Here is a 23,803-nt window from a genome sequence, read left to right as displayed (position 1 = left end):
ATTTGCGGATCGCTTCCACAGCGCAACCGCGGGTCATGCCGAACCCGGTCTGTGCCGGCCGCGCTCCCAAGCCGCAATGCGGCCCAACAGAGCGGCCGGTTCCACGGGCTTGGTGAAGTGCTCATCGAAGCCCGCGGCCAGGGCGCGCTGCTTGTCCTCGACCTCGCCATGACCGGTCAGCGCCACGATCAGCATCGAAACACCCTGCTGCGTCTGGCGCAGGCGGTGGGCGACCTCGTTCCCGTCCAGGCCGGGCATGCCGATGTCCAGGATCGCCACATCGGGACGCAGGCGGTCAGCGATCTGGAGCGCTTCCTCGCCGTCACGCGCGACCTCCACGTCATAGCCTTCCAGGTTCACCAGCATGGCCAGGGTGTCTGCGGCGTCGACGTGATCGTCTGCGATCAACACCCGCAGTGCGGGGCGTCTCAGCGTCGCAGAAGAAGGGGGTTCAGGCTCTTGGTGCATGGCGGTCTGCAAGGCCGGGGTGTATGGCGGGGCAATCGACTCGCCTCTTCCACCAGCGGCCGTCTGGGTATGCCGATTGCCGTCCATGGGTTCCATCAACCCATCGGAGGTTCCCATGAAACCCCTCTTTCTTGCTGTGGCCATTGCCATTGGATCCCTCGCATCAACCGGCTGTGCCGTGAAAAGCGGCCAGAGCACGGTGGGGGAGTTTGTTGATGACGCCGCCATCACCACCCGGGTGAAAGCCCGCTTTGCCCAGGACGAGCAGGTGAGCGCGATGCGCATCGGCGTTGAAACGCTCAATGGCACGGTGCAGCTCTCTGGTTTTGCCACCACACAGACCGAAAAGGACAAAGCGGCCTCCATTGCCCGGTCGGTGCCGGACGTGCGCAATGTTCAAAACAACATCGTCGTCCGACCCGCCAGCTGAGTCACCGAAGCAGGTGCCGCGGCGGACCCTCGCTCACCAGCACAGCGCCCAGGATCCAAGAAGGGCGGCAGACGAATCTGCCGCCCTTCCCCTTCTTGGTGTGACAGCGACGGATCAGAAGCGGTGCATGTAGCCCAGGCTGGTGGTGGTGATGTCACGCCGCCCGACGTCCACGAAGTTCAGGTCGTAGCGGTTCCATTCCAGAACGATGGCCGATCGGGGGTTGAAGTTGAAGGCCGCCCCGACGCCATACGTGGGCTCCCAGCCGTCGGCCTTGCCGGTGGTCAGGCCCGACAACGGACTCGCGGTCACCTTCGTCTCACCATAGAGCGTGCCGGCCTTGGCATACAGGGTCACCGCGCCCAGTGGAATCTGACCCACGAGGCTCAGGTTCAGCCCATGCGCACGTGTGCGTCCGCCAGCGCGCTTGAAGGGACCAAAGTTCACATAGCCCAACTCGGCACCGAAATAGGGGCTGAACATGCCGCCGGTGTAGATGTTGAACGAGGCGTCGCTCTCAGAGCAGCTAAACACGCCAACACAGGGAACGTCCCAGTCGGGATTGCCCACGTTGAGACCAATGTAGCCATTGGTGGCGTACGGGATCACCGAGAAAGAGCCCGACGACGTGTCGTACATGGAGCGTTGACCGGTCGAAGACGGCGTAGTAGCCTGCGCACTCATGGTCTCGCTGGGGGCCACGCTGGAGGGGTCGGGCGCGGTGGAACTCGGGGTGGTCTGGGCTCGGGCAGAGCACGCAAGGACCACGGCAAGCGCTGCCACTGACCAGGTCCTTGAAGGGTGCGTTGTGCGTTTCATGGTGGATTCCTGAAGATGGGTTGATGAAGCACTGCGCCAAAAACGGGAAGCAGTCGTTGGTCAGGGCAACCCATGTGCCGCCGACGGCCGGCATGGAGGCGATGTGACACCAAACCCCCGTGGCGCGCGCATTCAGGCTGTGGGCAAGCTGCTTGCCCGCCCAGCGGGCAGACGTCAGTGCGGGTCAATTGAGGCCTCTCGCCGTTGAGGTCATGAGGAGCGAAGTTTTCATGAAGCGTTGGGTACGCTGGTTCCGGGGCCCTCACTCCATCCGTTCGAGGTTTGTTCTGCTGGTGCTGGCCATCTTCATCCCGGCTTTGCTGGTGGGCTGGTGGGTGGTGAGCCTGACGCACCAGCTCGCGTTGGAGACGAATCAACGCCGCCTGGAAGACACGTCGCGCGCCATCTCGCGGGTACTCGACCTGGAACTGGCCCAGCGGGCCGCGGTGGTGCGTGGCCTGGCGCTCTCGCGCCTGCTGGAGACCGCGCCCCACATCCCCCAGAGCAGCTTGCTCGCCTTCGACGATCAAGCGCGCCGCACCCTCACGGGGGCAGAAGGCTGGCTGGAGGTTCGCACGACCAACCAACTGCTCATTGACACGCGGCTGCCACCCGGCAACCTGCCACCCACCACGGCCACCCTGACAGCAGGGACCTTGGTGGACACCGCGCGCATCCAGCCGCTGCGCCAAAACACGGACCAAGGCACTTACCACGCATCGCTGGTACAGCCTGTGCTCCGCCAGGGCCAGCCCGTGCTCAACCTCACGCTGACCCTGCTGCCCCGTGAGTTCCAGCGCATCATCGATCAGCAGAAATTCGACAAAGACTGGGTCGCGGGCATCGTCGACAGCGAGGGGCGCGTGGTGGCCCGACATCCCCGGGGTGAGGTGCACACCGGGCGGTACACCTCCAGTGACCTGCGCGAGCGTTTGTCCCGCGATCGCGAGGGGCTCATGCACACGAAGTCCCTCGACGGGAAAGACGTCGCCCTCTACTTCAACACCACGGCGCAAGGTTGGACCTATGTCATTGCCATGCCAGAGGCGCAGTTCAATGGGGTGGTGCCTGAGGACGTGCGCAACCTGGCCCTGGGCACGATGGGGCTTCTGACGTTCGCCGTGCTCGCGGCGCTGTGGTTGTCACGCGGGATCGCGCGACCGATACAGACCATCAAGCAACTGGCGCTGGACATGAAAAGTGGACAGCCTGTCCGGGCGAACAAGACCGCCATCACGGAGTGCAATGAGGTGGCGGACGCCATGGCGCAGGCGAGCCAGTCGATACACGCCGCCCAGGTCGAGATGGAGCGGCGCGTCGAGCAGGCCATCGTCCTCACCCGCAACACCGAAGAGCACCTGTCACGCAGCCAGCGGCTCGAAGCCCTGGGGCGGCTCACCGGCGGTGTGGCCCACGACTTCAACAACCTGCTGGGGGTGATCAGCAACAGCAGCCACCTGCTGTTGCGCAAGACCCAGGACCCGGCGCTCACCTCGCCGGTGGAAGCCACGCTGCGGGCGGTTGAAGCGGGCAGCCGACTGACCCAGCATCTGTTGCGATTTGCCGGGCGCCAGTCTGTGCGCCCGGAGCTCATCACGCTCGGCACCTTCCTGCCCGAAGCCGCCGAGCTCGTCCGCTCGTTGTTGGGCCGGCGCATCCAGCTCACCGTCGTGATCGATCCCTCCGCACCCACAGTGTTTGCCGACCCCAGTGAGCTGGAGCTCTCGTTGTTCAACCTGGCCCTCAATGCCCGGGATGCCATGGTCGACAGCGGCCACGTGGAACTGCGCTCGGCACGGGCCGATGCCGATGATGGCGCCGGGTTGCCCGAACAGGACTTCGTGGTGATCTCGCTCACCGATGACGGCAGCGGCATCAGCGACGCCATTGCAAAGCGGGTGTTCGAGCCGTTCTTCTCCACCAAGGCATCCCCGCAGGCCTCCGGCCTGGGGCTCAGCCAGGTCTACGGCTTCTGTCGCCAATCGGGTGGCACGGCCCGCATCAACAGCACCCCGGGACTGGGCACCACGGTGAACATGATCCTGCCGGCCCGCAGCACCACCGGGACGCCCCCCTCCAAACCGTTCAATGGCACGGCGCCCTCCATCACCGGAACCCGTGTGTTGCTGGTGGAAGACAACGATGAGCTTCGGGGTGTGACCTCGTCGCTGCTGGCCTCGTTCGGGTGCGAGGTGGTGCCCAGCGCCTCTGCCCAGGAGGCCCTGCGCATCCTGCAGAACAACAGCGACATCGACGCGATGCTCACCGATGTGCTCATGCCCGGCCCCATGGACGGCGTCTCGCTGGCCCGGCAGGTGCGCCAGCAGTTCCCCGGGGTGTCCATCGTCCTCATCAGCGGCCACCGGGGCGATGCCGACGGGCGGGACGACTTTCCGTTCGTGCAGAAGCCGTGCGAGCCCGAGGCGCTGGTGGCGGTTTTGGCGGACGCGATGGCACAGCGAAAGGCGCCGGTGAGTCGATCAGCTTGAGGTGGTGTCGGGAACGCCATGTGCCCCGCAAGGGTGTCGCATTGCGACCCCATTACCGGTCATCCGTGCCGGTGTTTCTTCTCACACTCTCAAAGGAACATCATGGACAGGAAAGACATTGTCAAAACGCTGAACACGTTGATCGAAACCTCGAAAGACGGCGAATACGGCTTTCGACTCAGCGCCGACCACGCGCAGAGCAGTCAGATCCAACATCTCTTCGTCACCCGCGCCGAGGAATGCGCCCAGGCCGCCGCGGAACTGCAGACCCTGGTGGTGCAATACGGCGGCAAAGCCGAGACCGAAGGCAGCGCCACCGGCTCGCTGCACCGCGGTTGGGTGGCGGTCAAGGGCACCTTGGCGGGCTACTCCGACCTGGCCATGCTGGAGGAGGCCGAGCGCGGTGAAGACACCGCGATGGCCCGCTACCGCGATGCCTTGCAAGGCGAAGAACTGCCCCCAGACGTGCGTTTCGTGGTGGAACGGCAGTACCAGGGCGTCAAGCGCAACCACAGTCAGATGCGCAGCCTGCGCGACCAAGCGAAGGTGAGCCAACACTGATGGCGGTGTCAGGCCCTGTGCTGAAGAACCCCGAAACGCCCGGGCCGATGAAAGAATTGCCGCAAGGATTGCGGCAGCCACAGCAGCGATAGCCGCTGTGAAGTGAAGGCGGGTGGCTCGTGGGGAACTGCCATGGTGTCTGTTGAACGGCCCGCTCCATGAAACCGCCCCACCAGCCCTCCTCCGCCACCGCCGTCACCACCGTGCTGGTCGTGGGCGACAGCATGCTGGATCGCTACTGGGACGGCGCGGTGGAGCGCATTTCGCCCGAAGCGCCAGTGCCCGTGCTGCACTTCGGCCACGAATGGGAGCGGGCGGGCGGCGCGGCCAATGTCGCGGCCAACCTGGTGGCCCTGGGCGGTCGCACCACGCTCGCTACCCTGCTCGGCAAGGACGACGCCGGTGACCGGTTGGCCCGGTTGATGCGCGAGGAAGGCATCGTGCTGCACGAACTTCAATGTGCGGACATGCCCACCGTCCAGAAGATCCGTGCGGTCTGCAAACACCACCAACTGTTGCGCATCGACATCGAGCGGCAGGCCTCGTCCGAGGCGGCACGCTCGCTGTGTGAACTCGCTTGCGGTCTGCTGCCCAAGCATCCCTGGGTGGTGCTGAGCGACTATGGCAAGGGGGCACTGACGGGGTGTGAACGGCTGATCGCGCAGGCGCGCGAACACGGCTGCCGTGTGATGGTCGACCCCAAGGGCAAGTGCTTCGACCCCTATCGGGGCGCCTGGCTGCTCAAACCCAACGAAAGCGAGGCCGCAGCCGTGGCCGGGCCGTGGGAGGACGAGAACGGTTTCCAGGTGGCCATGGAGGCGCTGCGCGCGCGGTTGGAGCTGAACCACCTGCTGGTCACGCGCGGCGAACGCGGCATGACACTGTTCAGCGCCGACCGGCCCGTCCTGCAGATTCCCTCCGTGGCGCGCGAAGTGTTTGACGTCAGTGGCGCAGGCGACACCGCGCTGGCGGCGCTGGCCGCCTTTCTCGCGGCCGGCGCTTCGCTGGAGAACGCGGTGCGCCACGCCAACCTCGCGGCGGGCATCGCGGTGGGCAAGATCGGCACGGCCGTCGTGTCGCTCGAAGACCTGATGCAGGCCGACGCGGGCACCCGCGGTGCCGCACCACGTGAAGCGGTGGACCTCACGCGGCGGTGACCTCGTCGAACACCGCCAGCCAGTCGCGCACAAAGCGTTTGATCGAAAACCGCTCGCGCGCGGTCCGTCGCCCGGCTTCGCCCCACTCGGCCGCCAGTCCTCGGTCACGCACCAGTTGCTGCATCACGTCCACCAAGCGGTCCAGATGGGTGTCGACGTAGCCATTGCGTCCGCTGTGAATCACCGTGACCAGCTCGGTGGTGGCCAGGCCCACCACCGGCAGGCCGGCGAACATCGCCTCGATGGCGGCCAGCCCCAGGCTGGTGTGGCGGATGGGGTGGAAGAAGAACCGGTGCACCGCCATCAGGGCCGGCAGCTGGTGTTGCGCCACTTCGCCCCATCCACCCGCCTGCTCACTGCCCATGCCCACCAGGCACAGCGGCACCCGCGCGGACGCTTGTTGCCAGATGTCCAGACCAAGCCGGCGACCTCGGCGCGCGATGTTGTTGACCACCACCAGCCCTTCGGGAATCTCGCCACTCCACGGGTGCTCGGCCAGGGGCAGCACACCGTGCTCGACCACCCGGACGGCCAACGGGCCGCTGTCCCACATGAGCGCATTGAACGGGGTGACATGCACCAGCACCGCACCCGGATCGGCACACCAGTGGGGCGTGTCGGTGGGATGCTGCTGCGGCGGATCGTGCTCGAGCACGATGCGGGGCAGCTGGCGCTGGGCGGCCGTCAGCCAGCGGGGCCGATCGATCTCCCAGTTGTCGCGCGCCTGGTAGAGCACCACGTCGAAAGCCATCGCCGCCAGCCGATCCAGCGGCGCTTCGTGCACGTTGTTGCCCCAGGGCAGCGTGCCACTGCGGCCGGTGTGGTGCACCGAACGCGCGGGGTCCACGACGAGCCAGAAGTCGTGGGGCACCTGCGTGAGGTTGTAGAGGTAGTTGCCGTGCACGTGCCAGGTGAGGATGCGCAAGCGGCGCCGCGGTGCGGCATTACCCGAGAGAGGGCTCATGGTGAGGCTCCTTGTCGACCCAGGCCAGCGCCGCCTGCGCCACCGGCTCCATGGCCACGGCGTGCGCGCATTCGTGGCCCGTGGGGCAGCACCGGTGGCCGCAGGGCCGGCAGTGCAGTGGATGCCAGAACACCGGGTGGCGTGCAGCGTCCAGCGGCGCCCAGCGCGCCACCTCGCTGCCGCAGGCCACCACCACGCTCGGGGTGCCCAGCGCCGCGGCGATGTGTGTGAGCCCGGTGTCGTTGCCGACCAGCAGCTGCGCCTCGGCCACCAGGCCGCCCAGGGTCCACAGGTTGGTGCGGCCCGCCAGGTCCACCACCCGCCCGGAACCGATGCGCTCGGCGACCGCGCGGGTGAGTTCACGCTCGCCAGCCGAACCGGTGAGCACGATGGCCAGGCCCTGCTCCGCGAGCCGGTTCGCCACCGCCGCGAAACGCTCGGGCAGCCAGCGCCGCGAAGGCAACTGCGAGCCCGCGTGCACGATGGCGAAGCGCCCCGCGAAAGGCAGCAGCGCGCGGGCCCGGCGCCGGTCCTCGGGTTGGAGCGGCCAGTCCGGCTGCAATCCGCACCGGGGCAGGCCCAGGCGGTCGGTGACCGCGAGCAATCGCTCGATTTCGTGGCCCTCGGTCGGCCAAGGCACGAAGCGGGTTTCATCGCCCGTCGGGCATCCGGCTTCGGGCCGGTAAAAGCCGGCGGTGTGGCGAGCACCGAAACGGGCCACCAGCCCGTTGACCACGTCGCCCGCGCCATGCAGCTGGATCGCCAGATCCAGCCGGCGGCTGCGCATGGTCTCGATGAACGCCTGCCGGACGCTCGGTGCGGGCACCTCCCGTTCGGGCAGGCCCGGCCAACCGGGAAAGGGCTCGAAATCATTCACCCAGGGCAGGCGCGCGGCCCATTCGGCCGCCCAGGGCAAGCCCACCAAGGTGATGTGCGCCTCGGGCCAGCCGCTGCGCAGCGCGCGCAGTGCCGGCGTGGCGCACACCAGATCACCGAGCATGAGTGCCCTGAAAACGGCGATGCGGCGTGGGGCCATGGTGTGCTCGCTCGCGTCAGAAGAACCACACGCGGAAGTGCCACGCGCCGCGCAGACGCCAGTAGACCGAGAGGAACGGAATCAGCGCCGAGGTGGCGAGCATCTCCAGCACGTGCGCGGGCCGGTGCGAGGTGCTGCGCAGCCTGCGCACGGTGAAGCGCAGCAGCAGCGCCAGCGCCGCCAGCGCGCAAACCCAGGCGGCCACCTCGGCGCCGGCCCATGCGCTCAGCAGGGCGGCCAGCGTCAGCACGACCACGGCGTAAAAGTCGATGGGGGGAAGCGTCCGCACCCGTGCCCGGTACCGCCGCGGATGCTTGCGAAACAGCAGCGCGTCGAAGAACACGTTTTTCTGCTGGCGCAAGGAAACGCCCCAGCGCTCGGGCCGCACCGGGTGGGCCACCAGCGCGTGGTCGCAGTGCCCCACCACCCCGGCGACTTCCTCCAGCCGGAACTGCAGGTCGGTGTCTTCGCGCCAGGCGCGCTCGAAGCGTTCGTCGAAGCCCCCCACCTGCTGCAATGCGGCGCGCAGCACGAAGGCGTTGGCGGTCACGAACTCAGCCTTCTCCAGGCCCCGGGTCATCTGCTCATGGTCCGAAGGCGCATCGGTGGTGCGGGGCACCACCACGCGCCCGCCCATGGCGGTCCAGCCGTGTCGGAGCATGGCGTGCTCGCCCACTTCCAGCCAGACGCGCGAGGGCACGGTGTCGTCGTCGGTGAAGGCGATCAAGGGGGCCCGGGCCGCGCGCCAGCCGCAGTTGCGCGCCACCGCCGGGCCGCGCCCCTCCGTGGGGCGCAGGTAACGCAGGAACCCTCGGAGATGATGGCTGGCCAGGGCTTCCACGCAGTCGCGCGTGCGGTCGCAATGCCCGTCGTCGACCACCAGGATTTCAAAGGCATGCACACCGATGCTCTGGTCCAGCAGCGCACACAGGCAGCGCCCTAGCAGCGCCGGCCGGCGGCAAGTGGGCACCACCACCGAAATGCGAGGCGGCGGCATAAAGCCCATGAAGTGGCAAGGTTTCATGCGCGCCCGAGGTCGGCCTCGTCCAGGATGGTCCGCACCACCTGATCCCACGACGACACCTTGGCGTGGGGCTGTCGCAGCGGCGCACTGCGCCAGACGGTTTCCCCACCCGAGTCGTAGAGGATGCTGCGGCAGCCCGCGCGGCGCCCGGCCTCCACGTCGTCGAGCGTGTCGCCCACCATCCATGACCGCGTCAGGTCCAGCCGATGCGTGCTGGCCGCGCGGGACAGCATGCCGGGCATGGGCTTTCGGCAGAGGCAGGTCGGTCCACCCTTCAGATCCGGTGCGTGCGGGCAGAAGTAGAAGCCCTCCAGGTCGACCCCGGCCTCGTCGAGCAGGCGCTGTTGCAGCAAATACCGCAGCGCTTCGAACGCACGCAGCGAAAAGTACCCTCGGGCCAGTCCGCTCTGGTTGGTGACGATGAAGATGGAAAAGCCAGCGCTGTTCAAGGCCGCCAAGGCTTCCAGGGCACCACTTTCGAACCTCAGCAAGGCGGGGTCCACGTTGTAGGGCACGTTCTCCACCAAGGTGCCGTCCTTGTCCACGAACACCGCTGCGCGCCGCTCAGAGCTCACTGAATCACCTTCGCCCGACGGGCTGCGGTGCGAGCTCGCTTGGGAGCGGCCCGGCGCTCCGCTCATGGCGCCTCCGCTTGCAGCAGCCCCGACGACGGCCGGGGCCGCACCCGCTCGCGCCGTTCGGGCCGGGCGACCTGCAATTGCGCGTACACGCCGGCCAGTTGCCGGGCCACGTGGTCCCAGGTGAATGCCGCCTGCACCCGCGCGACGCCAGCATGCCCGAGTGCCCGCGCCAGCAGCGGTTGCCGCTGCAGCGTCATCAAGCGCTCGGCCACGGCCGCGGGGTCCTTGGGCGGCACCAGGAAACCGGTGATGCCGTCCTGCACCGTGTAGCGCACGCCACCCACATCGCTGCCGATCACGGGCGTGCCGCACGCCATGGCCTCCAGCGGCGTGATGCCGAAGGGTTCGTACCAGGGCGTGGTCACGAACACGTCGGCGGCCACATACCAGTCGCGCAGCGCATCACGGCCGCGCCGGCCGACGAAGGTCACACGGTGCGCCACCCCGGCGGACGCGGCCACGGCCTGCAGCCGCCCGATCTCGGGCGTGATGGCCGGGTCCGGCTGCTCCGACCCGCCGCCCACCACCACCAGGCGCGCCGGCACCTCGGCCGGCACCAGCGCCATGGCCTGGATCACGTTGTCGATGCCCTTGCGCGGCACCAGCCGCCCCAGCTGCAGCACGATGAATTCGTCGTGCTGCAAGCCCAGCCGCTGGCGCGCCTCCTGACGGGCACCGGGCCGGAACTGCTGAGTATCGACCCCGCAGGGCACCAGGCGGATGCGCCGGGGCACGGCGCCATACAGGTGCTGCAGGTCGTGGCGGTCCTGCGGGCATTCGGCGATGACCCGGTCGGATGACGCCACCAATTGCTGCTCTATGGCGATGCGCGCGGGCGGAAATTCGTCGGCCGCGCCCTGGTGCGCACGCCGCACCAGGCCCAAGGCATGGAAGGTGGTGACCAGGGGCGCCCGCAGCCGGGCCCGCAACTGCAGGCCGACCCATCCGGACATGAAGAAGTTGGCGTGGATCACGTCGTAGGGGGCCTGCGCCCGCAGCATGCGCCACGCCTTGGCGGCGAAATCGGGCATGCAGTCCATCAGCTTCTCTTTGGGCACCTGGTTGGGCGGCCCCGCGTCCACATGCCACACGCGCGCCCCTCGGGCGAACGGCACCACGGCGGGAAGCCCGGGGTCGTCGCGCCGGGTCAGCACATCGACGTGGTGACCGTCTGCGGCCAGTTGGCGGGCGATGTTGTCTACGTAGATGTTCTGGCCGCCGGCATCGGTGCTGCCCGCCAACGCCAATGGCGACGCGTGCTCACTGATCATCAGGACCCGCAATGGAGGGTGTTTCATGTGGATGGCCTTCGGGTGGAACTGGCCCGAACAGGCAAACGACGTGCCGTCTTGCGCCTGCCCCGCCGCGCAGGTCCCTAGCCGGCCACGGCGCGTTCGTAGGCGATGGCACGCACATTGATCGCGACCCAGGCGGAGAACGCTTCGTCCCACTGCGGCATGGCGCCACTGGCCGCGACGACGATGCCGTCGAGCCACACGCCACCCCACAACAGGCCATCGTCGTGAGCGAGCCGGTGCGGCTCCATCAACTGCAGGCGCCGGCTGTCCATGCCGTGGCGCCAGCTGAGCGCGGCCTTGTCGCGCGCGAAGGCGGCGTAGTCGGCGTCCCACCCCTGGGTGTCCTGGTTGCCGATCGTGCACTCCAGCAGCACCGCTTCCTGAAACGCACAGGTGCCGGGCCGCGCGGAGGGGTCGAGCACCACCAGGTGCAGCACATGCTGCCCACTGATCGCCGCGTCCCGCAAGGCGGCCTCGATGGCGGGCCGGGCCAGCGACACGGCGCTCTGCGCGGCGTCGCGGTCAACGAATCTGCTGCGAGGGGACATGGCGATCTCCTGTTGCTGGAAGCGAACATGGCAGTGGCCCCGCTCTGGGGCCACTGCCGTGCACAGGCATCGCTGTGCAAAGAAGGCGAAGAAGGGTCACCCAGCGGGTTTACTTCGACGTCTTGGAGCCGCTTGAAGAGCCGTTCGACGTGCCGTCGGAACCGCCGGAACCGCTGGAAGCATCGCCCGAGCGTTGCGAGCCGCTGCTGCTGCCGCGTTGGCTGCGCCACCCGGAAAACTCATCGGCGAATTTCTTGTAGCGGTCCTGGCGCCAGGACTGGTAGTCGTCGTCCAGCATGCGCATCTGCTCGGCGCGCCACTGGCTGTAGTCGGGATCGTGGTGCTGCTGGGAGCCGTGGGCACTGCCCTGACCACCCCATTCGCCGCCCCACTCACCGCCCTGGCCGCCGCGCGAGCCATAGGAGCCCTGACCGCTCTGGCCACCATAGCCCTGGCCGCCTTGGGCACCGTAACCCTGGCCGCCGCCATAACCCTGGCCGCCAAAGCCTTGGCCGCCTTGGCCGCTATAGCCCTGGCCACGCTGGCCACCAAAACCTTGCGGTTCACGGCCTTCATAGCCTTGTCCGCCCGATGGGCCCTGCCCCGATCCATAGCGCCCTTGGCCGCCACCAAATTGTTCGCCATAGCCGCCCTGACCGCCGTAGCCGCCCTGGCCACCGTGGTCGGGCTCGCTCCATCCACCCGGGCCACCCTGTGAGAAGTTCGCTTCGTCGTAACCCGACATCTGCCGGCCCGGATCAGGGCGCCAGTCGCCGTGGTTGCTGCCAGCGCGGCTGCGAGAGCCTCCCGAGCCACCGCTGTACTGGTCCTGCTGTTCCTGCCTGCGCGGTTCGTTGCGGCGGGAACGGTCGTCATGCTGTGCCATGTGATGTCCTTTCATAACAGTGAAAACATGCAGGTCGCCGACCGACGACCCTGTGACATCACGGCAAGCTGCATGCCCGTCGGGCCTGCCATCAAAGCGATCACTGCGTTGCTTCGCCTTGCCGTGCTGTAGCACTGTCTGCAGCTCGCGCCTTGTTCTCACTTTGATGGCAAGCCCGTATCACGCTGTCCAATGGCGGCGAAGAAATTGCCGCAAGCCGTACGGATGCGCGGACGTTTCGGCATTTGTTGCCTAGGGCGACGCTGAGTAGGTCCCCGTGGATGCGGGCGCCTGCTGTCGGGATGGGCTGCAAGGCGCAAAACGCAGACGGGCCGGGCGGCCCGGCGAGGCTTTGCAACGCCGCAGACCGCCCGAGAGCAGGATGCCCGCGCCACGAGGGACTTGTTCAGCGTTGCCCTACGCCTGGGAGGGGCGCGTGAGCGTGGCCAGGGTGGCCACCAGTTCCTCGGGCGCGACGGGCTTGCTCATGTGCAACTGGAAACCCGACATGAGTGCGCGCACGCGGTTTTCGGGCCGTGTGGCGCCGGTCAGGGCCACGGCGTACATGCGCTGGGCCAGCGGCACACCGCGGTGGACCTCGATCTGGCGGATGCGCCGCACCACGGTGTAGCCGTCTTCCTCGCCGAGCACCACGTCGCAGATCAACACCCGGGGCCATTCGTCCAGCGGCTGGCTGTCCACCCATCGCACAGCGTCCCCACCCGTGGCAAACGCCACCGGATGCGCGCCCTCGGCGCTCATCACCGCTTCCAGCGCTTCACGGGCCATCGGGTTGTCGTCCACGATCATCACGTTGAGCGCGGTGAGGCGTTGGCCGTCGCGGCGGGCTTCGGGACCGGTCTTCACCACCACGGGCGACGAGGGCGCGTCCACCGCCTGCAAAGGCAGGTCGATGAGGGACCGCATGCCCTGGACGGCGCTGGCGGGCTCCAGGGTGAATTGCCCGCCCTGGCGCTCGATCGCGGAGCGCAGGACCAGCGGGTCCATCGCCGGCGCTTCCGACGACGACGTGAGCGGCTCGCCGTTCGCGGCATGCCGGCCATCTGTCACCGTAAGGCGCACACGGCCGTCCAGGCGTTCGAGGCGCAGTTCCATGCGCCCGCTCTGCGGCGTCGCGTCCACGGCGTGCGAGCACAGGTCCCAGATGACCTGGGACAACACGCCGGGATCGCCCGCCACGCGCGCGTTGTCGAGATCGATCACGGTGTACAGCTGAATGGCCCGCGCATCCAGCCGGGGCCGCAGACCATCGATCACGTTGGCCAGCATCACGGCGAGGTTCACGGGCTGGCGCGCCAGCCGCCGCTCCAGCCGGTCGAAGGCCTGCTTCTGGCGCTGCAGGTCCCACAGCTGGGTGTACAGGCCACCCTGCTCGATGAGCTGCTCGTGGCGCCCCTGCTCCACGATGCGGCCCCGGTCGAGCACCAGGATGCGGTCGGCATCCACGATGGTGGAGAGCCGGTGCGCGATGACCAGGGTGGTGCGGCCCTGCGAGATGCGGTCGAGCTGGCCCTGGATGGCCCGCTCGGAGCGCGTGTCGAGTGCCGAGGTGGCCTCGTCCAGGATCATGATGGGGGCGTTCTTGAGGAAGGCCCGCGCAATGGCGATGCGTTGTTTTTCACCCCCCGACAACTTCATGCCGCGCTCGCCCACCACGGTGTCGTATTGCTGGGGCAGCGCGTGGATGAACTCGTCCACCTGCGCCGCACGGGCCGCCTCGATCACCTCGGCCATGCTGGCACCGAGGCGGCCATAGGCGATGTTGTAGGCGATGGTTTCGTTGAACAGGGTGCTGTCCTGCGGCACCACGCCGATGGCCGCGCGCAGGCTGACCAGGGTGGCGCCGCTCACGTCGGTGCCGTCCACCAGCACCCTGCCGCGCTGGGGATCGTAGGTGCGCAGCAGCAGCCGGGCCAGGGTGGATTTCCCCGAGCCGCTGCCGCCCACCACGGCGACCGTCTGGCCCGGTTCGATGCGGAAGTTCACATCCCACAGCACCTGGCGGCCGGGCTCGTAGGCGAAGTCCACGTGCTCGAAGATCACCTCACCGCGCTGGACCACCAGGGGCTGCGCCCGGGCGCTGTCCACGATCTCGGGCGGGGTGTCCAGCATGCCCCAGAGCCGCTCCGCGTTGGTCAGGGCGTCGCGCGCCTCACGGTACAGCTGGCCCAGGGCGTTAAGCGGCAGGCAGACCTGCAACACATAGGTGTTGACCAGCACCAGGTCGCCCACGGTCATCTGGCCGCGCACGGTGCCCTGCCCCGCGAGCAACATGATGGCGCCGATGCCGACCGCGATGATCGCGCCCTGTCCCAGGTGCAGGGCCGACAGCGCGGTCTGGTTGTCCACACTGCGCTCCACCCAGGCGCCCCGCGCCTTGGCGTATCTTGAGGTCTCGTGCGCGGCGCTCGCGTGGGCGCGAACGGACTCCTGGTTGACCAGGCTGTCCAGCAGCAGGCCGTTGGCCCGGGAATCCAGCGCATTGACGCGCCGCTGCAGGCGCACACGGCGCCCCGTCATCAAGGCGGTGTAGACGGCGTACGAGAAGAAGGTGACGAGCAGGATCAACACGAACCCGCCACCGTAGGCGGTCGCCATGATGGCGATCACCGCGCCGATTTCCACCACGGTGGGCAACAGGGTGAACAACAAGGCGCTGAGCAGGAAGCCGAGCGCGGCGGTGCCCCGGTCCACATCCCTCACCAGCGCACCCATCTGCTGCTGCAGATGAAAGCGGGGGCCCATGGCGTGCAGGTGCACCAGGGCGCGCTGCGCGAAGTCGGCCACGGTGACGAGCGTGGCGCGCGCAAAGCAGAGGTCGCGCAGCTCCGTGAACACGGTGGACGAGAAGCGCAACGCCGCGTAACCGATCAGCAGGAACACCGGCAACACGACCACCTGGGCACCTTGCGGAAACGTGGCCGACTCGCCCGGGCCCATCACGGTGGCCAGCGCGCCCGGCGCGCTGAACCGGTCGATGATTTCCTTCAGCACCAGGGGCACGCAGACGCTGGCCACCTTGGCCAGCACCAGCAGCAGCACCGCCAGCAGCGTGCGGCGCCGGTGGCGCCAGGCCGCTCTCCCGAGCGCCCGCAGAATGCCCTTCAACGGCCGCGGCGCAGCGCCCGGCGGTGAGGGCGGTGGGCCGGCCGGCGGGGGCCCGTGGTCCGTCGGAAATTCAGGCGAAGCGGATGTCATGCGCGGCAAAGCTCCGTGCCATGGCCCGGTTGAGTTCGCTCTTCAACGCATCGCGCGCGATGCGGTCAGGCACGAACCACACCGCCAACTCGACCTCCCGTGCGGCGGTGCTGATCGAGCGCCACAGCACATGGGGTGCCGGCGTGTCCATCACGCCGGGGAGTTCGCGGGCGACCTCGATCAACAAGCGCTCGACCTGCGCGGCGTCCGAGTCGGGCGCCAGCGAGGCCGCCACACGCAAGCGCACAGGTGCGTCCAGGTAGGCCAGATTGACCACGCTGTCGAGAATGAACCGCTGGTTGGGAATCAGGATGGCCACGTTGTCCGAGGTCACAACCGTGGTGCGCCGGGCACTGATCTCGTGCACCACGCCCTCCACGTTGGCCACCTCCACCCGGTCACCCACCTTGATGGGGCGCTCCAGCATGATGATGAGTCCGCTGATGAAGTTGCTCACGATGTTCTGCAGCCCGAAGCCCACACCAACGCCCACGGCCCCAGCCACCAAGCTCAAGGCGCCGAGGTTGATGCCCAGGTTCTGCAGGATCAGCACCATGCCGAGCACCAGCACGACGTAACGGGTCATTGACGCCACGGCGTGCCGCGTTCCCTCCTCGACATCGAAACGCGCGAGCACACGCCCTGCGAGCCAGCGTCGCACCGCGCCGGCGAGCCAGAAGAGCGCCGCGCCCAGCAACACCAGTTTCACCAGCATCCCCAAGGTGACCTCGGTGTCGGTCAACCGGAAGAGCACCCAGTCCAGCGGCGCGAGCCACTGCCGCATTGACCCCATCGTTTCGCTCAGGTCCATCGCCCGCTCTGGCAAACGGCATACCGGGGCGGCCGGGCATGCCCATTGCCCATGCAGGCCCATGAACAATTTGTCCACATCAAACATCCTGGTCACTGGCGCCGGCAGCGGGCTGGGCGCGGCCATCGCCACGCGCCTGGTGACGAGCGGCGCGCGGGTGGGGCTGCTGGATCTGCACGCCGACAAGGCCGAGCGCGTCGCGCGGACCATCGACCCGGACGGCCACGCCACCCTGGCCCTGGCTTGTGACGTCACACAAGCCCCTCAGGTGGCCAAGGCACTGGGTACCTTGAAGGAACGTTGGGGCGGCCTGGACGCGCTGATCAACAACGCCGGCACCGACGTCACGGCCTCGATCGACGCGGTGGACAGCGGCGTCTGGACCCGGGTCATCGAGACCAACCTGATCGGGCCTTTTCTGCTGAGCAAGGCCGCCCTGCCCCTGCTGCGGGCTTCGGACAGCGGGCGCGGCGGCCACATCGTGAACGTGGCCTCCACCGCTTCGCTGCGCGCCTGGCCCAACGCCAGCGCGTACCACGCGAGCAAGTGGGGCCTGCTCGGCATGGGCAAGGCACTGCACGCCGAACTGCGTTCGCAGGGCGTGCGCGTGACCTCGCTGATCGCGGGCGGCATGCGCACACCTTTTCTGCTCGACCGCTTCCCCGACATCGACACCAGCACCTTGCAGGACCCGGCCAACGTGGCCGAGGCGGTGCAGTTCGTGCTGGCGATGCCACGGGGCACGGTGATTGCGGAGCTGCTGGTGCTGCCGGACGGCGAGACCTCGTGGCCATGAACCCCGCTTCCGTTGCTTCGTCGGCCTGGGCGGCAGCCCGCCACATCCTGGCCATCCGGCTCGACCACCTGGGCGATGTGCTGATGACGACGCCCGCCCTCGCCGCCGTCAAGCGCCAGCACCCGGACGTGCGCCTGAGCTTATTGACCTCGCCCTCCGGCGCCGAAGCAGCGCAGCACGTGCCAGAGATTGACCGCTGTCTGGTGCATGCCGCGGCCTGGATGAAGCACGACCCAGGCCACGAACCGGTGAAGGCGACACGGGCGCTGGTGCAGCAACTCACCGACGAACATTTCGACGCCGCGATCATCTTCACCACCTGCACCCAGAGCGCCTTGCCCGCGGCCCTGCTGTGCCACCTGGCCGGCATTCCGCTGCGTCTGGCGCACTGCCGAGAAAACCCCTACGCCCTGCTCACCGACTGGGTGCCGGACCACGAGGTGTGCAGCCGCGGCATGCGCCACGAAGTGCGGCGCCAGCTCGATCTGGTGCGCTCGGTGGGCTTTCACCCCACCGACGACCGCCTGCGCATGCGCTTTGCGGCGAGCGACACCACGCGCATGCGTGAGGTGTTTGCGGCGGCGGGTGGCGACCCGGACCAGCCCTATCTCGTGGTGCATCCTGGGGCGACGGCAGCGTCGCGCCGCTATCCCGCCGAACGCTTCGGCCGCGCGGCCGACGCACTGGCCGAGGCCACCGGCTGCCAGATCGTCTTCACCGGCTCGCACGACGAGCGACCCCTGGTCGACAAGGCCGCGGCCTCCATGCGGCACCACACCCCGATCACCTTGGCCGGGCAGCTCTCGCTGGGGCAGCTCGCCGCGCTGGTGGCGAGCGCCCAGGCCCTGGTGTGCAACAACACCGGGCCGGCGCACATGGCCGCCGCGCTGGGCACGCCGGTGGTGGTGCTGTACGCGCTCACCAACCCGCAGCACACGCCCTGGCGCACCCCCTCGCGCGTGCTGTCGCACGACGTGCCGTGCCGCCACTGCCTCAAGAGCGTCTGCCCCCAAGGCCACCACGCCTGCCTGCTGGGCATCGAGCCCGACGAGGTCGTGCGGGCGGTGCTGGACCTGCTGGGCACACCCGTTGCTGTGCCGTTGGTGTCCGCCATGTCCCATGCGCCTCGGGCGGGCGCACTTTCCAGGGTATCGCCATGATCACATTGGGCATCAACGCCGCCTTTCACGACAGTGCCGCCGCCCTGGTGGTGGACGGCCAGGTGATCGCTGCCAGCGAGGAAGAGCGCTTCACGCGCATCAAGCACGGCAAGCGGCCGGTGCCCTTCACCGCCTGGGAACTGCCGTACCACGCGATCAACGACTGCCTGCGCGAAGCCGGCGTGCAACTGGCCGACGTGGACCACGTGGCCTACAGCTTCAACCCCTGGCGCTTCGTGGACGACACCCGCGCCGACCTGCCGATCGCCCTGCCCCTGGAGCCCTCCGCGCACCCGCCCGAAGGCTGGGACAACGTCTGGGACCCGCTCTTCGTGACCTACATCGTCACGCGCCCCGGCAGCTGGCCGATGGCGTGCCCCACCACCTGCGCGCGCGGTTCCAGGGCGTGCGACACGACGGGCCGTACCGCTTCCATTTCGTCGACCACCATCTGGCGCACCAGGCCAGCGCCTTTCTGGCGAGCCCGTTCGAACAGTGCGCGGTGATGACACTCGACGGCCGGGGGGAAAACGCCTCGACCACCTATGGCCTCTACTCCAACGACCGCCATGAGGGCCTGGGCGAGGTGAAGGTGCCCCACTCACTGGGCCTGCTGTACGAAGCGGTCACCGCGCACCTGGGGTTTCTGCACTCGTCCGACGAGTACAAGGTGATGGCGCTGGCGGCCATGGGCGACCGCAACCGCTACCGCGACCTGCTGGCCAACCAGGTGCGCTGGTTCGGTGAAGGGCGCTATGAAGTCGCGCCGATGGATCTGAGTGCGCTGTTTGGACCGGCCCGCTCCCGCGGCGCCCCACTGGAGCAGCGCCACTTTGACCTGGCCGCGGCCCTGCAGGCCGTGCTGGAGAGCACGGTGCTGGACATCGCGCGCTGGCTGCGCTCGGTCACCGGGCAGCCCTGTCTGGCGATGGCCGGCGGCGTGGCCCTGAACTGCGTGATGAACGCGCGCTTGCGCGACAGCGGCCTCTTTGAGCAGGTGTGGGTGCAACCGGCGGCGGGCGACGCCGGCACCGCCCTGGGCGCGGCCATGTGGATCGACGCGCGCCTGCGCACCCACCCGCGGGGGCCGATCCCGGCGCAGGCACACCGGCCCGACGACACCCCCTTCGCGCTGGCCGAGCGCCGCTGGGTGATGACGCATGCCTACCTCGGGCCCGCCTTTGGCGACGACGAGATCGAGGCCTTGTTGAGCTGGGCCAAGCTGCCCTACATGCGTCTGCATGACGTGGCGGCGTCCACCGCGCGGCTGCTGGCGCAGGGCAAGGTGATCGGCTGGTTCCAGGGCCGCATGGAGTTTGGTCCGCGCGCGCTCGGGGCGCGCTCCATCCTCGCTTCGCCGCTGCAAGAGAGCATGCAGGCGCGCATCAACGAGCTCAAGGACCGCGAAGACTTCCGTCCCGTGGCCCCGGCCGTGCCCGAGGAGCGCCTGGCCGAGTGGTTCACACCGGCCGAGGCCAACGGCGGCAAGGCGCCGTTCATGCTGTTCATCTACGGCGTGCCGCCCGAGCAGGCGGCGCGCATTCCCGCCGCATGCCACCTCGACCGCACGGCACGCGTGCAGACGGTGTCGGCCGACAGCAACCCGGCCTTTCACGCTTTGCTCGAAAAATTCGGCGAGCTCACCGGTGTGCCGGTGCTCATCAACACCTCGTTCAATGTGAGGGGCGAACCCATCGTGTGCACCCCCAAGGACGCGCTGGACGCCTTCTACAGCACCCCGCTGGATGCCCTGGTGATCGGCAGTTTTCTGCTGGAGAAACCAGGCGACCCGGCACCGGCCCCAGCCACTGCCCAGTGAACCACCGTTGAAAGGATGGACATGAACATGCACAAGCAATGCGAACGCAGCGAACTGGCCGAACGCGCGAGGCTGCTGCCGCGCCCGCTGGTGTTCACCAACGGCGTGTTCGACCTGCTGCACCGTGGCCACGTGGACTGCCTCGACCAGGCGCGCCGCCTGGGCAGCAGCCTGGTCGTGGGCGTCAATTCAGACGCCTCCGCGCGCGCCCTGAACAAGGGCCCGGGGCGCCCGCTCAACGCCGCTGACGACCGGGCCGCGGTGCTGGCTGCGCTCGAGTGCGTGAGCCTTGTCGTGGTCTTCGACGAGCCGACACCCGCTGTGCTGTTGAATCAACTGCGACCCGAGGTGTACGTGAAGGGCGGCGACTACTGCCTGGACACGCTCGCCGAAGCGGATTTGCTGGACCAGTGGGGCGGCCGGGTCGCCATCCTGGGCTACCGCCAGGGCTGCTCCACCACCCATTTGATCCAGCGTGCGCGCCGCAGTGCCGCCGAACCAGAGGAGATCACGCCATGAACACCGTCGCCCCCGCGTTTCTCAAAATTTCCAAGTACGTCGAAGATGACTTCGAGCGCGGCCTGTGCCAACACCTGGAAGTCTTTCAGTCGCTCACTCACCTTCAGGCCGAGGTGGAAGCCGCCGCCGGGCTGTGGACCGCCTGCGTGGCGCAAGGCGGCAAGCTGATGTTCTGCGGCAACGGCGGGTCTGCGGCCGACAGCCAGCACCTGGCGGCCGAACTCTCGGGCCGTCTGGTCGAGGACCGGCGCCCACTGGCCGCGCTCGCCCTCACCACGGACAGCTCGGCACTGACCTGCATCGCCAACGACTACGACTTCAACACCATCTTCGCGCGACAGGTCGAGGCGCTGGGGCGCCCGGGCGATTGCCTGGTCGCCATTTCCACCTCCGGCATGTCCGCCAACGTCGTGCGCGCGGCAGAGACCGCCAGCAGACTGCGCATGAGAACGGTGGGCCTGCTCGGGCGCGACGGCGGTCGCCTGGCGCCGCTGTGCGACGTGTCGATCGTCGTGCCTTCGTGGGTGACCGCGCGCGTGCAGGAAGCGCACATTTTCATCGGTCACACGCTCTGTGCGTTGATGGAGAACCGCATGGCGAGAGCCGGCTTGCTCTGAACGGCGGTGGCCTTTCAGGGGGCCTCAGGTCGGCCTTTCTCTTTCTCTTTCTCTTTCTCTTTCTCTTTCTCTTTTTCGTTCTTCCTCGCTGCCAGTTCGGCATCGCTGTGCCCGTCGCCCACCGGATCGGCCGACTCATCTTCGTGATCACGGGATGCAGGAGACACCGGCACGGCCGGGGTGCTGCGGTGGACCGGAGGCGGCGGCAACACGGTGGCGCGCGGGTCCAGCAGCACACACGGCGCTGGCTCCGTGCGTTGCGCGCTGTCTGCGTGGGCGCTGCACCCTGCCTGCTGGGCGCAGGCCAGCGTGCAGGGCTTGTTGTCCGGGCTCAACGCGAGGCGCGCGCGATCAGCGCGCCCGCAGCCAGTGCCAACAGCACGGAGGTCAGCGGATGCTGACGCACCGTGTCGCGCGCGCTGTTCGCCCATTCATCGCTCAGTTCACGCATGTGGTGCGCTTGGTCGTGCAGGACCGCGTTGGCCTGGGCCATGCCAGACTCCAGCTTCTGCACCGCAGGCCCCGCCTTGTCGGCGAACCGATCCACCGCGCCGTGGGCGGTTTCGGTCGCACGGTTCAACAGGTCTTGGCCTTGGCTGTCGCGAGGCGCGGATCCAATGGAGGTGGGATGGACGGTGGTGTCGGGCATGGTGGGCTCCTGAAGAGGGACAGGGAAAGGAAGCGTCCCTATGGCAAACGGCATGCCGCAACCCGCTTGCGTAGAAAGATTCAGTCGCCCTCGTCCTTGTCGGCGTTGTATTGCTTGAGCCGGTTGTACAGCGTCTTCAGGCTGATCCCGAGGGTCGCCGCCGTGCGTTCCTTCTGGTGCCGGCAATGCCGCAACGTCGCCAGGATCAGCGTCTGCTCAGCCTCCGCGAGGGTCACCCCGATGGGAATGACCACCGATTTGCCCACGGTGTGCGGCGCGGGTGGCGCTGGCTCCGGCGCCTGCACCGGTACCGGCACCGCAGGGGCAGCGGCCGACCCTTGGGCAAGCGGCTGCTCTGCGGCGCGCTTCTCCGCGGGCCGGGGCAGCCATTGGGCATCAATGTGCGTGCCTTGCGCCATCACATAAGCCCGGTGCACCGCATTGCGCAGCTCTCTGACATTGCCCGGCCAGTCATGGCAGGTGAGCTGCTCCAGCGCCTCGGGCGTGAAGCTCTTCACCTTGCCCTCCTGCTCGCTGATCAAGCGCAGAAAGTGCTCCGCCAGCAGGCCGACGTCGGACAGGCGCTCACGCAGTGGCGGCAGCTCGATGGGAAAGACGTTCAGCCGGTACATCAGGTCTTCGCGCAGCCGCCCGCTGGCCACCGCCTCGAACGGCGAGCGGTTGGTGGCGGCCACGATGCGCACGTCGGTCTCCTGGCTCTGCGTGGCCCCCACGCGCATGAAGCGCCCGGTCTCTAGCACGCGCAGGAGCTTGACCTGCAGCTCCAGCGGCATTTCGGTGATCTCGTCCAGAAACAGGGTGCCCCCGGCCGCGCGCTCGAAGAAGCCCTGGTGCTGACGGTCGGCGCCGGTGAAGCTGCCCTTTTCGTGACCGAAGATTTCGCTCTCGATCAGGTTGGGCGAGATGGCGCCGCAGTTGACCCCGAGGAAGGGCATTTTTCGGCGGCGGCTCAATTCGTGAATGGTCTGCGCGACCACCTCCTTGCCCGTGCCGCTTTCGCCGGTGATGAACACCGTGACCCCGGTGCCCGCCACGCGGGAAATCTGCTCGTACACGCGCTTCATGTTGGGGGCACGCCCCCAGAGTTGGCCGAAATGCCCTGTAGCAGCAAGTTTTGCCGTCAGATCTGCCACTTCGGCCTTCAGCACCGCCGGCTTGGTGACACGCGACAGCACACCCTGCAGGTGTTTGAGGTTGATGGGCTTGACGAGGTAGTCCGCCACCCCCAGCCGCAGGGCGAGGATGGACGTTTCCAGGCTCGCGTGGCCGGTGATGAGCACCACCTCGGAGTTGGACAACAGCTCGGGGTCTTCGAACAGGTCCATGCCGCTTCCATCCGGAAGCCGCAGGTCCAGCAACACGATGTCGGGCGGCTGCAACGACAGCTGCTTGCGCGCGTCGAACAGATTGGAGGCGGTGGACACCGTGAGGCCTTCGCTCGCGATCAAGGCCTTGAGCGAGGCCGCCGAATCCACATCGTCCTCAACGATCAGGGCGTGGGTCATGCATGAACCAACTTGGGTAGGCGCGAAGAAGTGGGGCCCTCGTTGGAAGGAGCGGTGCTGCGACGCGCTCGTTGACGTGTGCTACCGACAGCAATTCAGTCCCTCCTCCGAAGAACGCCCGCATCATGCCAGCTTCTGGGGGCGCATGTCTGCACCGCGCTTTCCCCGTGCGGCGAGTGAGGTGAAGCCAGCCCCACCGGGGTTCGGCAAAGCTTGCCGCCAAATCTTCAGGGCCGCGCAATGGCCGAATGGTGGTGCGAAAAGCTGACCATGCTCTGACGGTGCAAACGATGAACGGTGATGATTTTTCCAGGTGTTTGAGGCGGTTCCTGGATGGGCGCTTCTTCAGGGGGAGCGGGGGGGAAC

The 23,803-nt window shown here is 68.0% G+C and carries 22 protein-coding genes and 1 pseudogene; 9 read left to right on the top strand and 14 right to left on the bottom strand.

Annotation, left to right across the window (positions count from 1 at the left end; all coding sequences use genetic code 11):
• Positions 1-33 precede the first annotated feature (33 nt).
• On the bottom strand, positions 34-585 hold the full coding sequence (locus B0E41_RS19475) for a response regulator (RefSeq protein WP_171984827.1): 552 nt from the start codon (positions 583-585) through the stop codon (positions 34-36).
• On the opposite strand from B0E41_RS19475, the gene B0E41_RS19470 reads away from it, so the two are divergent.
• The gene (locus B0E41_RS19470) at positions 584-898 is read left to right on the top strand and encodes a BON domain-containing protein (protein ID WP_077333440.1); all 315 of its coding nucleotides are present in this window, start codon (positions 584-586) and stop codon (positions 896-898) included. The two genes, B0E41_RS19475 and B0E41_RS19470, sit on opposite strands and share 2 nt — an antisense overlap.
• Before the next feature lie 114 nt (positions 899-1,012).
• On the opposite strand, the gene B0E41_RS19465 is transcribed toward B0E41_RS19470, so the two are convergent.
• Entirely contained in the window at positions 1,013-1,717 is a 705-nt protein-coding gene (locus tag B0E41_RS19465; protein ID WP_077333438.1) for an outer membrane beta-barrel protein, read from the bottom strand.
• 230 nt (positions 1,718-1,947) lie between these two features.
• Here B0E41_RS19465 and B0E41_RS19460 point away from each other — a divergent pair, with 230 nt between their 5' ends.
• The 3 genes from B0E41_RS19460 (at position 1,948) to rfaE1 (ending at position 5,924) form a co-directional block, all read left to right on the top strand.
• Entirely contained in the window at positions 1,948-4,206 is a 2,259-nt protein-coding gene (locus B0E41_RS19460) for a response regulator (RefSeq protein WP_171984826.1), read from the top strand.
• Between the two features lie 102 nt (positions 4,207-4,308).
• Positions 4,309-4,767: a PA2169 family four-helix-bundle protein gene (locus tag B0E41_RS19455; protein WP_077333434.1), complete on the top strand. Its 459-nt coding sequence runs from the start codon at positions 4,309-4,311 to the stop codon at positions 4,765-4,767.
• A gap of 158 nt (positions 4,768-4,925) precedes the next feature.
• On the top strand, positions 4,926-5,924 hold the full coding sequence (gene rfaE1 / locus B0E41_RS19450) for a D-glycero-beta-D-manno-heptose-7-phosphate kinase (RefSeq protein ID WP_077333432.1): 999 nt from the start codon (positions 4,926-4,928) through the stop codon (positions 5,922-5,924).
• On the opposite strand, the gene B0E41_RS19445 is transcribed toward rfaE1, so the two are convergent.
• The 9 genes from B0E41_RS19445 to B0E41_RS19405 all read right to left on the bottom strand — a co-directional run bounded on the left by B0E41_RS19445 (position 5,911) and on the right by B0E41_RS19405 (position 16,351).
• Entirely contained in the window at positions 5,911-6,888 is a 978-nt protein-coding gene (locus B0E41_RS19445; protein WP_077333430.1) for a glycosyltransferase family 4 protein, read from the bottom strand. The genes rfaE1 and B0E41_RS19445 overlap by 14 nt on opposite strands.
• Complete coding sequence (locus tag B0E41_RS19440; protein ID WP_077333429.1) at positions 6,869-7,924, bottom strand: glycosyltransferase family 9 protein; 1,056 nt, start codon at positions 7,922-7,924, stop codon at positions 6,869-6,871. The genes B0E41_RS19445 and B0E41_RS19440 overlap by 20 nt, the downstream gene beginning before the upstream one ends.
• Positions 7,925-7,940: 16 nt before the next feature.
• Entirely contained in the window at positions 7,941-8,948 is a 1,008-nt protein-coding gene (locus B0E41_RS19435; RefSeq protein WP_077333427.1) for a glycosyltransferase, read from the bottom strand.
• Positions 8,945-9,523, bottom strand: a complete 579-nt coding sequence (locus B0E41_RS19430; RefSeq protein ID WP_171984825.1) for an HAD family hydrolase — start codon at positions 9,521-9,523, stop codon at positions 8,945-8,947. Before B0E41_RS19430 ends, B0E41_RS19435 begins: the two co-directional genes overlap by 4 nt.
• A 62-nt stretch (positions 9,524-9,585) precedes the next feature.
• Positions 9,586-10,887: a glycosyltransferase gene (locus B0E41_RS19425; RefSeq protein ID WP_253195022.1), complete on the bottom strand. Its 1,302-nt coding sequence runs from the start codon at positions 10,885-10,887 to the stop codon at positions 9,586-9,588.
• 77 nt (positions 10,888-10,964) lie between these two features.
• The gene (locus tag B0E41_RS19420; protein ID WP_077333421.1) at positions 10,965-11,435 is read right to left on the bottom strand and encodes a hypothetical protein; all 471 of its coding nucleotides are present in this window, start codon (positions 11,433-11,435) and stop codon (positions 10,965-10,967) included.
• Between the two features lie 109 nt (positions 11,436-11,544).
• Positions 11,545-12,321 carry a hypothetical protein gene (locus tag B0E41_RS27390; protein WP_077333419.1) on the bottom strand — a complete coding sequence of 259 codons (777 nt, stop codon included), beginning with the start codon at positions 12,319-12,321 and terminating at the stop codon, positions 11,545-11,547.
• A 417-nt stretch (positions 12,322-12,738) separates the two neighbouring features.
• Positions 12,739-15,540, bottom strand: a complete 2,802-nt coding sequence (locus B0E41_RS19410; RefSeq protein WP_077333417.1) for an ATP-binding cassette domain-containing protein — start codon at positions 15,538-15,540, stop codon at positions 12,739-12,741.
• On the bottom strand, positions 15,521-16,351 hold the full coding sequence (locus tag B0E41_RS19405; protein WP_171984824.1) for a mechanosensitive ion channel domain-containing protein: 831 nt from the start codon (positions 16,349-16,351) through the stop codon (positions 15,521-15,523). Before B0E41_RS19405 ends, B0E41_RS19410 begins: the two co-directional genes overlap by 20 nt.
• 61 nt (positions 16,352-16,412) lie before the next feature.
• Here B0E41_RS19405 and B0E41_RS19400 point away from each other — a divergent pair, with 61 nt between their 5' ends.
• From B0E41_RS19400 to B0E41_RS19380, 5 genes and pseudogenes are all read left to right on the top strand, one after another.
• Complete coding sequence (locus B0E41_RS19400; protein ID WP_077333464.1) at positions 16,413-17,147, top strand: SDR family oxidoreductase; 735 nt, start codon at positions 16,413-16,415, stop codon at positions 17,145-17,147.
• Positions 17,144-18,307 (top strand): lipopolysaccharide heptosyltransferase II, encoded by a 1,164-nt coding sequence (waaF, locus tag B0E41_RS19395; RefSeq protein ID WP_077333412.1) that lies wholly within the window; start codon positions 17,144-17,146, stop codon positions 18,305-18,307. The genes B0E41_RS19400 and waaF overlap by 4 nt, the downstream gene beginning before the upstream one ends.
• Positions 18,304-20,126, top strand: a pseudogene (locus B0E41_RS27615) (carbamoyltransferase C-terminal domain-containing protein). The gene waaF and the pseudogene B0E41_RS27615 overlap by 4 nt, the downstream one beginning before the upstream one ends.
• A 21-nt stretch (positions 20,127-20,147) precedes the next feature.
• Positions 20,148-20,645, top strand: a complete 498-nt coding sequence (locus tag B0E41_RS19385) for an adenylyltransferase/cytidyltransferase family protein (RefSeq protein ID WP_077333462.1) — start codon at positions 20,148-20,150, stop codon at positions 20,643-20,645.
• Complete coding sequence (locus tag B0E41_RS19380; protein WP_077333410.1) at positions 20,642-21,262, top strand: D-sedoheptulose 7-phosphate isomerase; 621 nt, start codon at positions 20,642-20,644, stop codon at positions 21,260-21,262. Before B0E41_RS19385 ends, B0E41_RS19380 begins: the two co-directional genes overlap by 4 nt.
• Positions 21,263-21,276: 14 nt before the next feature.
• Here B0E41_RS19380 and B0E41_RS19375 read toward each other — a convergent pair whose 3' ends face one another.
• From B0E41_RS19375 to B0E41_RS19365, 3 genes are all read right to left on the bottom strand, one after another.
• Positions 21,277-21,498, bottom strand: a complete 222-nt coding sequence (locus B0E41_RS19375; RefSeq protein ID WP_143433915.1) for a hypothetical protein — start codon at positions 21,496-21,498, stop codon at positions 21,277-21,279.
• Between the two features lie 95 nt (positions 21,499-21,593).
• Positions 21,594-21,911 (bottom strand): hypothetical protein, encoded by a 318-nt coding sequence (locus B0E41_RS19370; protein ID WP_077333406.1) that lies wholly within the window; start codon positions 21,909-21,911, stop codon positions 21,594-21,596.
• Between the two features lie 80 nt (positions 21,912-21,991).
• Positions 21,992-23,437: a sigma-54 dependent transcriptional regulator gene (locus tag B0E41_RS19365; protein ID WP_077333404.1), complete on the bottom strand. Its 1,446-nt coding sequence runs from the start codon at positions 23,435-23,437 to the stop codon at positions 21,992-21,994.
• Positions 23,438-23,803 lie beyond the last annotated feature (366 nt).

This window comes from Hydrogenophaga sp. A37 (assembly GCF_002001205.1).
Classification (GTDB): domain Bacteria; phylum Pseudomonadota; class Gammaproteobacteria; order Burkholderiales; family Burkholderiaceae_C; genus Hydrogenophaga.
This window is presented reverse-complemented; position numbering and strand designations above follow the sequence as displayed.

What these genes read in the sequence shown, in the direction of transcription:
- rfaE1 (WP_077333432.1), top strand. Translation starts at nt 4,926, where the DNA reads ATGAAACCGCCCCACCAGCCCTCCTCCGCCACCGCCGTCACCACCGTG.
- B0E41_RS19420 (WP_077333421.1), bottom strand. Translation starts at nt 11,435, where the DNA reads ATGTCCCCTCGCAGCAGATTCGTTGACCGCGACGCCGCGCAGAGCGCC.
- B0E41_RS19475 (WP_171984827.1), bottom strand. Translation starts at nt 585, where the DNA reads ATGGGAACCTCCGATGGGTTGATGGAACCCATGGACGGCAATCGGCAT.
- B0E41_RS19425 (WP_253195022.1), bottom strand. Translation starts at nt 10,887, where the DNA reads ATGAAACACCCTCCATTGCGGGTCCTGATGATCAGTGAGCACGCGTCG.
- B0E41_RS19460 (WP_171984826.1), top strand. Translation starts at nt 1,948, where the DNA reads ATGAAGCGTTGGGTACGCTGGTTCCGGGGCCCTCACTCCATCCGTTCG.
- B0E41_RS27390 (WP_077333419.1), bottom strand. Translation starts at nt 12,321, where the DNA reads ATGGCACAGCATGACGACCGTTCCCGCCGCAACGAACCGCGCAGGCAG.
- B0E41_RS19465 (WP_077333438.1), bottom strand. Translation starts at nt 1,717, where the DNA reads ATGAAACGCACAACGCACCCTTCAAGGACCTGGTCAGTGGCAGCGCTT.
- B0E41_RS19455 (WP_077333434.1), top strand. Translation starts at nt 4,309, where the DNA reads ATGGACAGGAAAGACATTGTCAAAACGCTGAACACGTTGATCGAAACC.
- waaF (WP_077333412.1), top strand. Translation starts at nt 17,144, where the DNA reads ATGAACCCCGCTTCCGTTGCTTCGTCGGCCTGGGCGGCAGCCCGCCAC.
- B0E41_RS19400 (WP_077333464.1), top strand. Translation starts at nt 16,413, where the DNA reads ATGAACAATTTGTCCACATCAAACATCCTGGTCACTGGCGCCGGCAGC.
- B0E41_RS19365 (WP_077333404.1), bottom strand. Translation starts at nt 23,437, where the DNA reads ATGACCCACGCCCTGATCGTTGAGGACGATGTGGATTCGGCGGCCTCG.
- B0E41_RS19370 (WP_077333406.1), bottom strand. Translation starts at nt 21,911, where the DNA reads ATGCCCGACACCACCGTCCATCCCACCTCCATTGGATCCGCGCCTCGC.
- B0E41_RS19410 (WP_077333417.1), bottom strand. Translation starts at nt 15,540, where the DNA reads ATGACATCCGCTTCGCCTGAATTTCCGACGGACCACGGGCCCCCGCCG.
- B0E41_RS19470 (WP_077333440.1), top strand. Translation starts at nt 584, where the DNA reads ATGAAACCCCTCTTTCTTGCTGTGGCCATTGCCATTGGATCCCTCGCA.
- B0E41_RS19435 (WP_077333427.1), bottom strand. Translation starts at nt 8,948, where the DNA reads ATGAAACCTTGCCACTTCATGGGCTTTATGCCGCCGCCTCGCATTTCG.
- B0E41_RS19440 (WP_077333429.1), bottom strand. Translation starts at nt 7,924, where the DNA reads ATGGCCCCACGCCGCATCGCCGTTTTCAGGGCACTCATGCTCGGTGAT.
- B0E41_RS19385 (WP_077333462.1), top strand. Translation starts at nt 20,148, where the DNA reads ATGAACATGCACAAGCAATGCGAACGCAGCGAACTGGCCGAACGCGCG.
- B0E41_RS19405 (WP_171984824.1), bottom strand. Translation starts at nt 16,351, where the DNA reads ATGGACCTGAGCGAAACGATGGGGTCAATGCGGCAGTGGCTCGCGCCG.
- B0E41_RS19380 (WP_077333410.1), top strand. Translation starts at nt 20,642, where the DNA reads ATGAACACCGTCGCCCCCGCGTTTCTCAAAATTTCCAAGTACGTCGAA.
- B0E41_RS19445 (WP_077333430.1), bottom strand. Translation starts at nt 6,888, where the DNA reads ATGAGCCCTCTCTCGGGTAATGCCGCACCGCGGCGCCGCTTGCGCATC.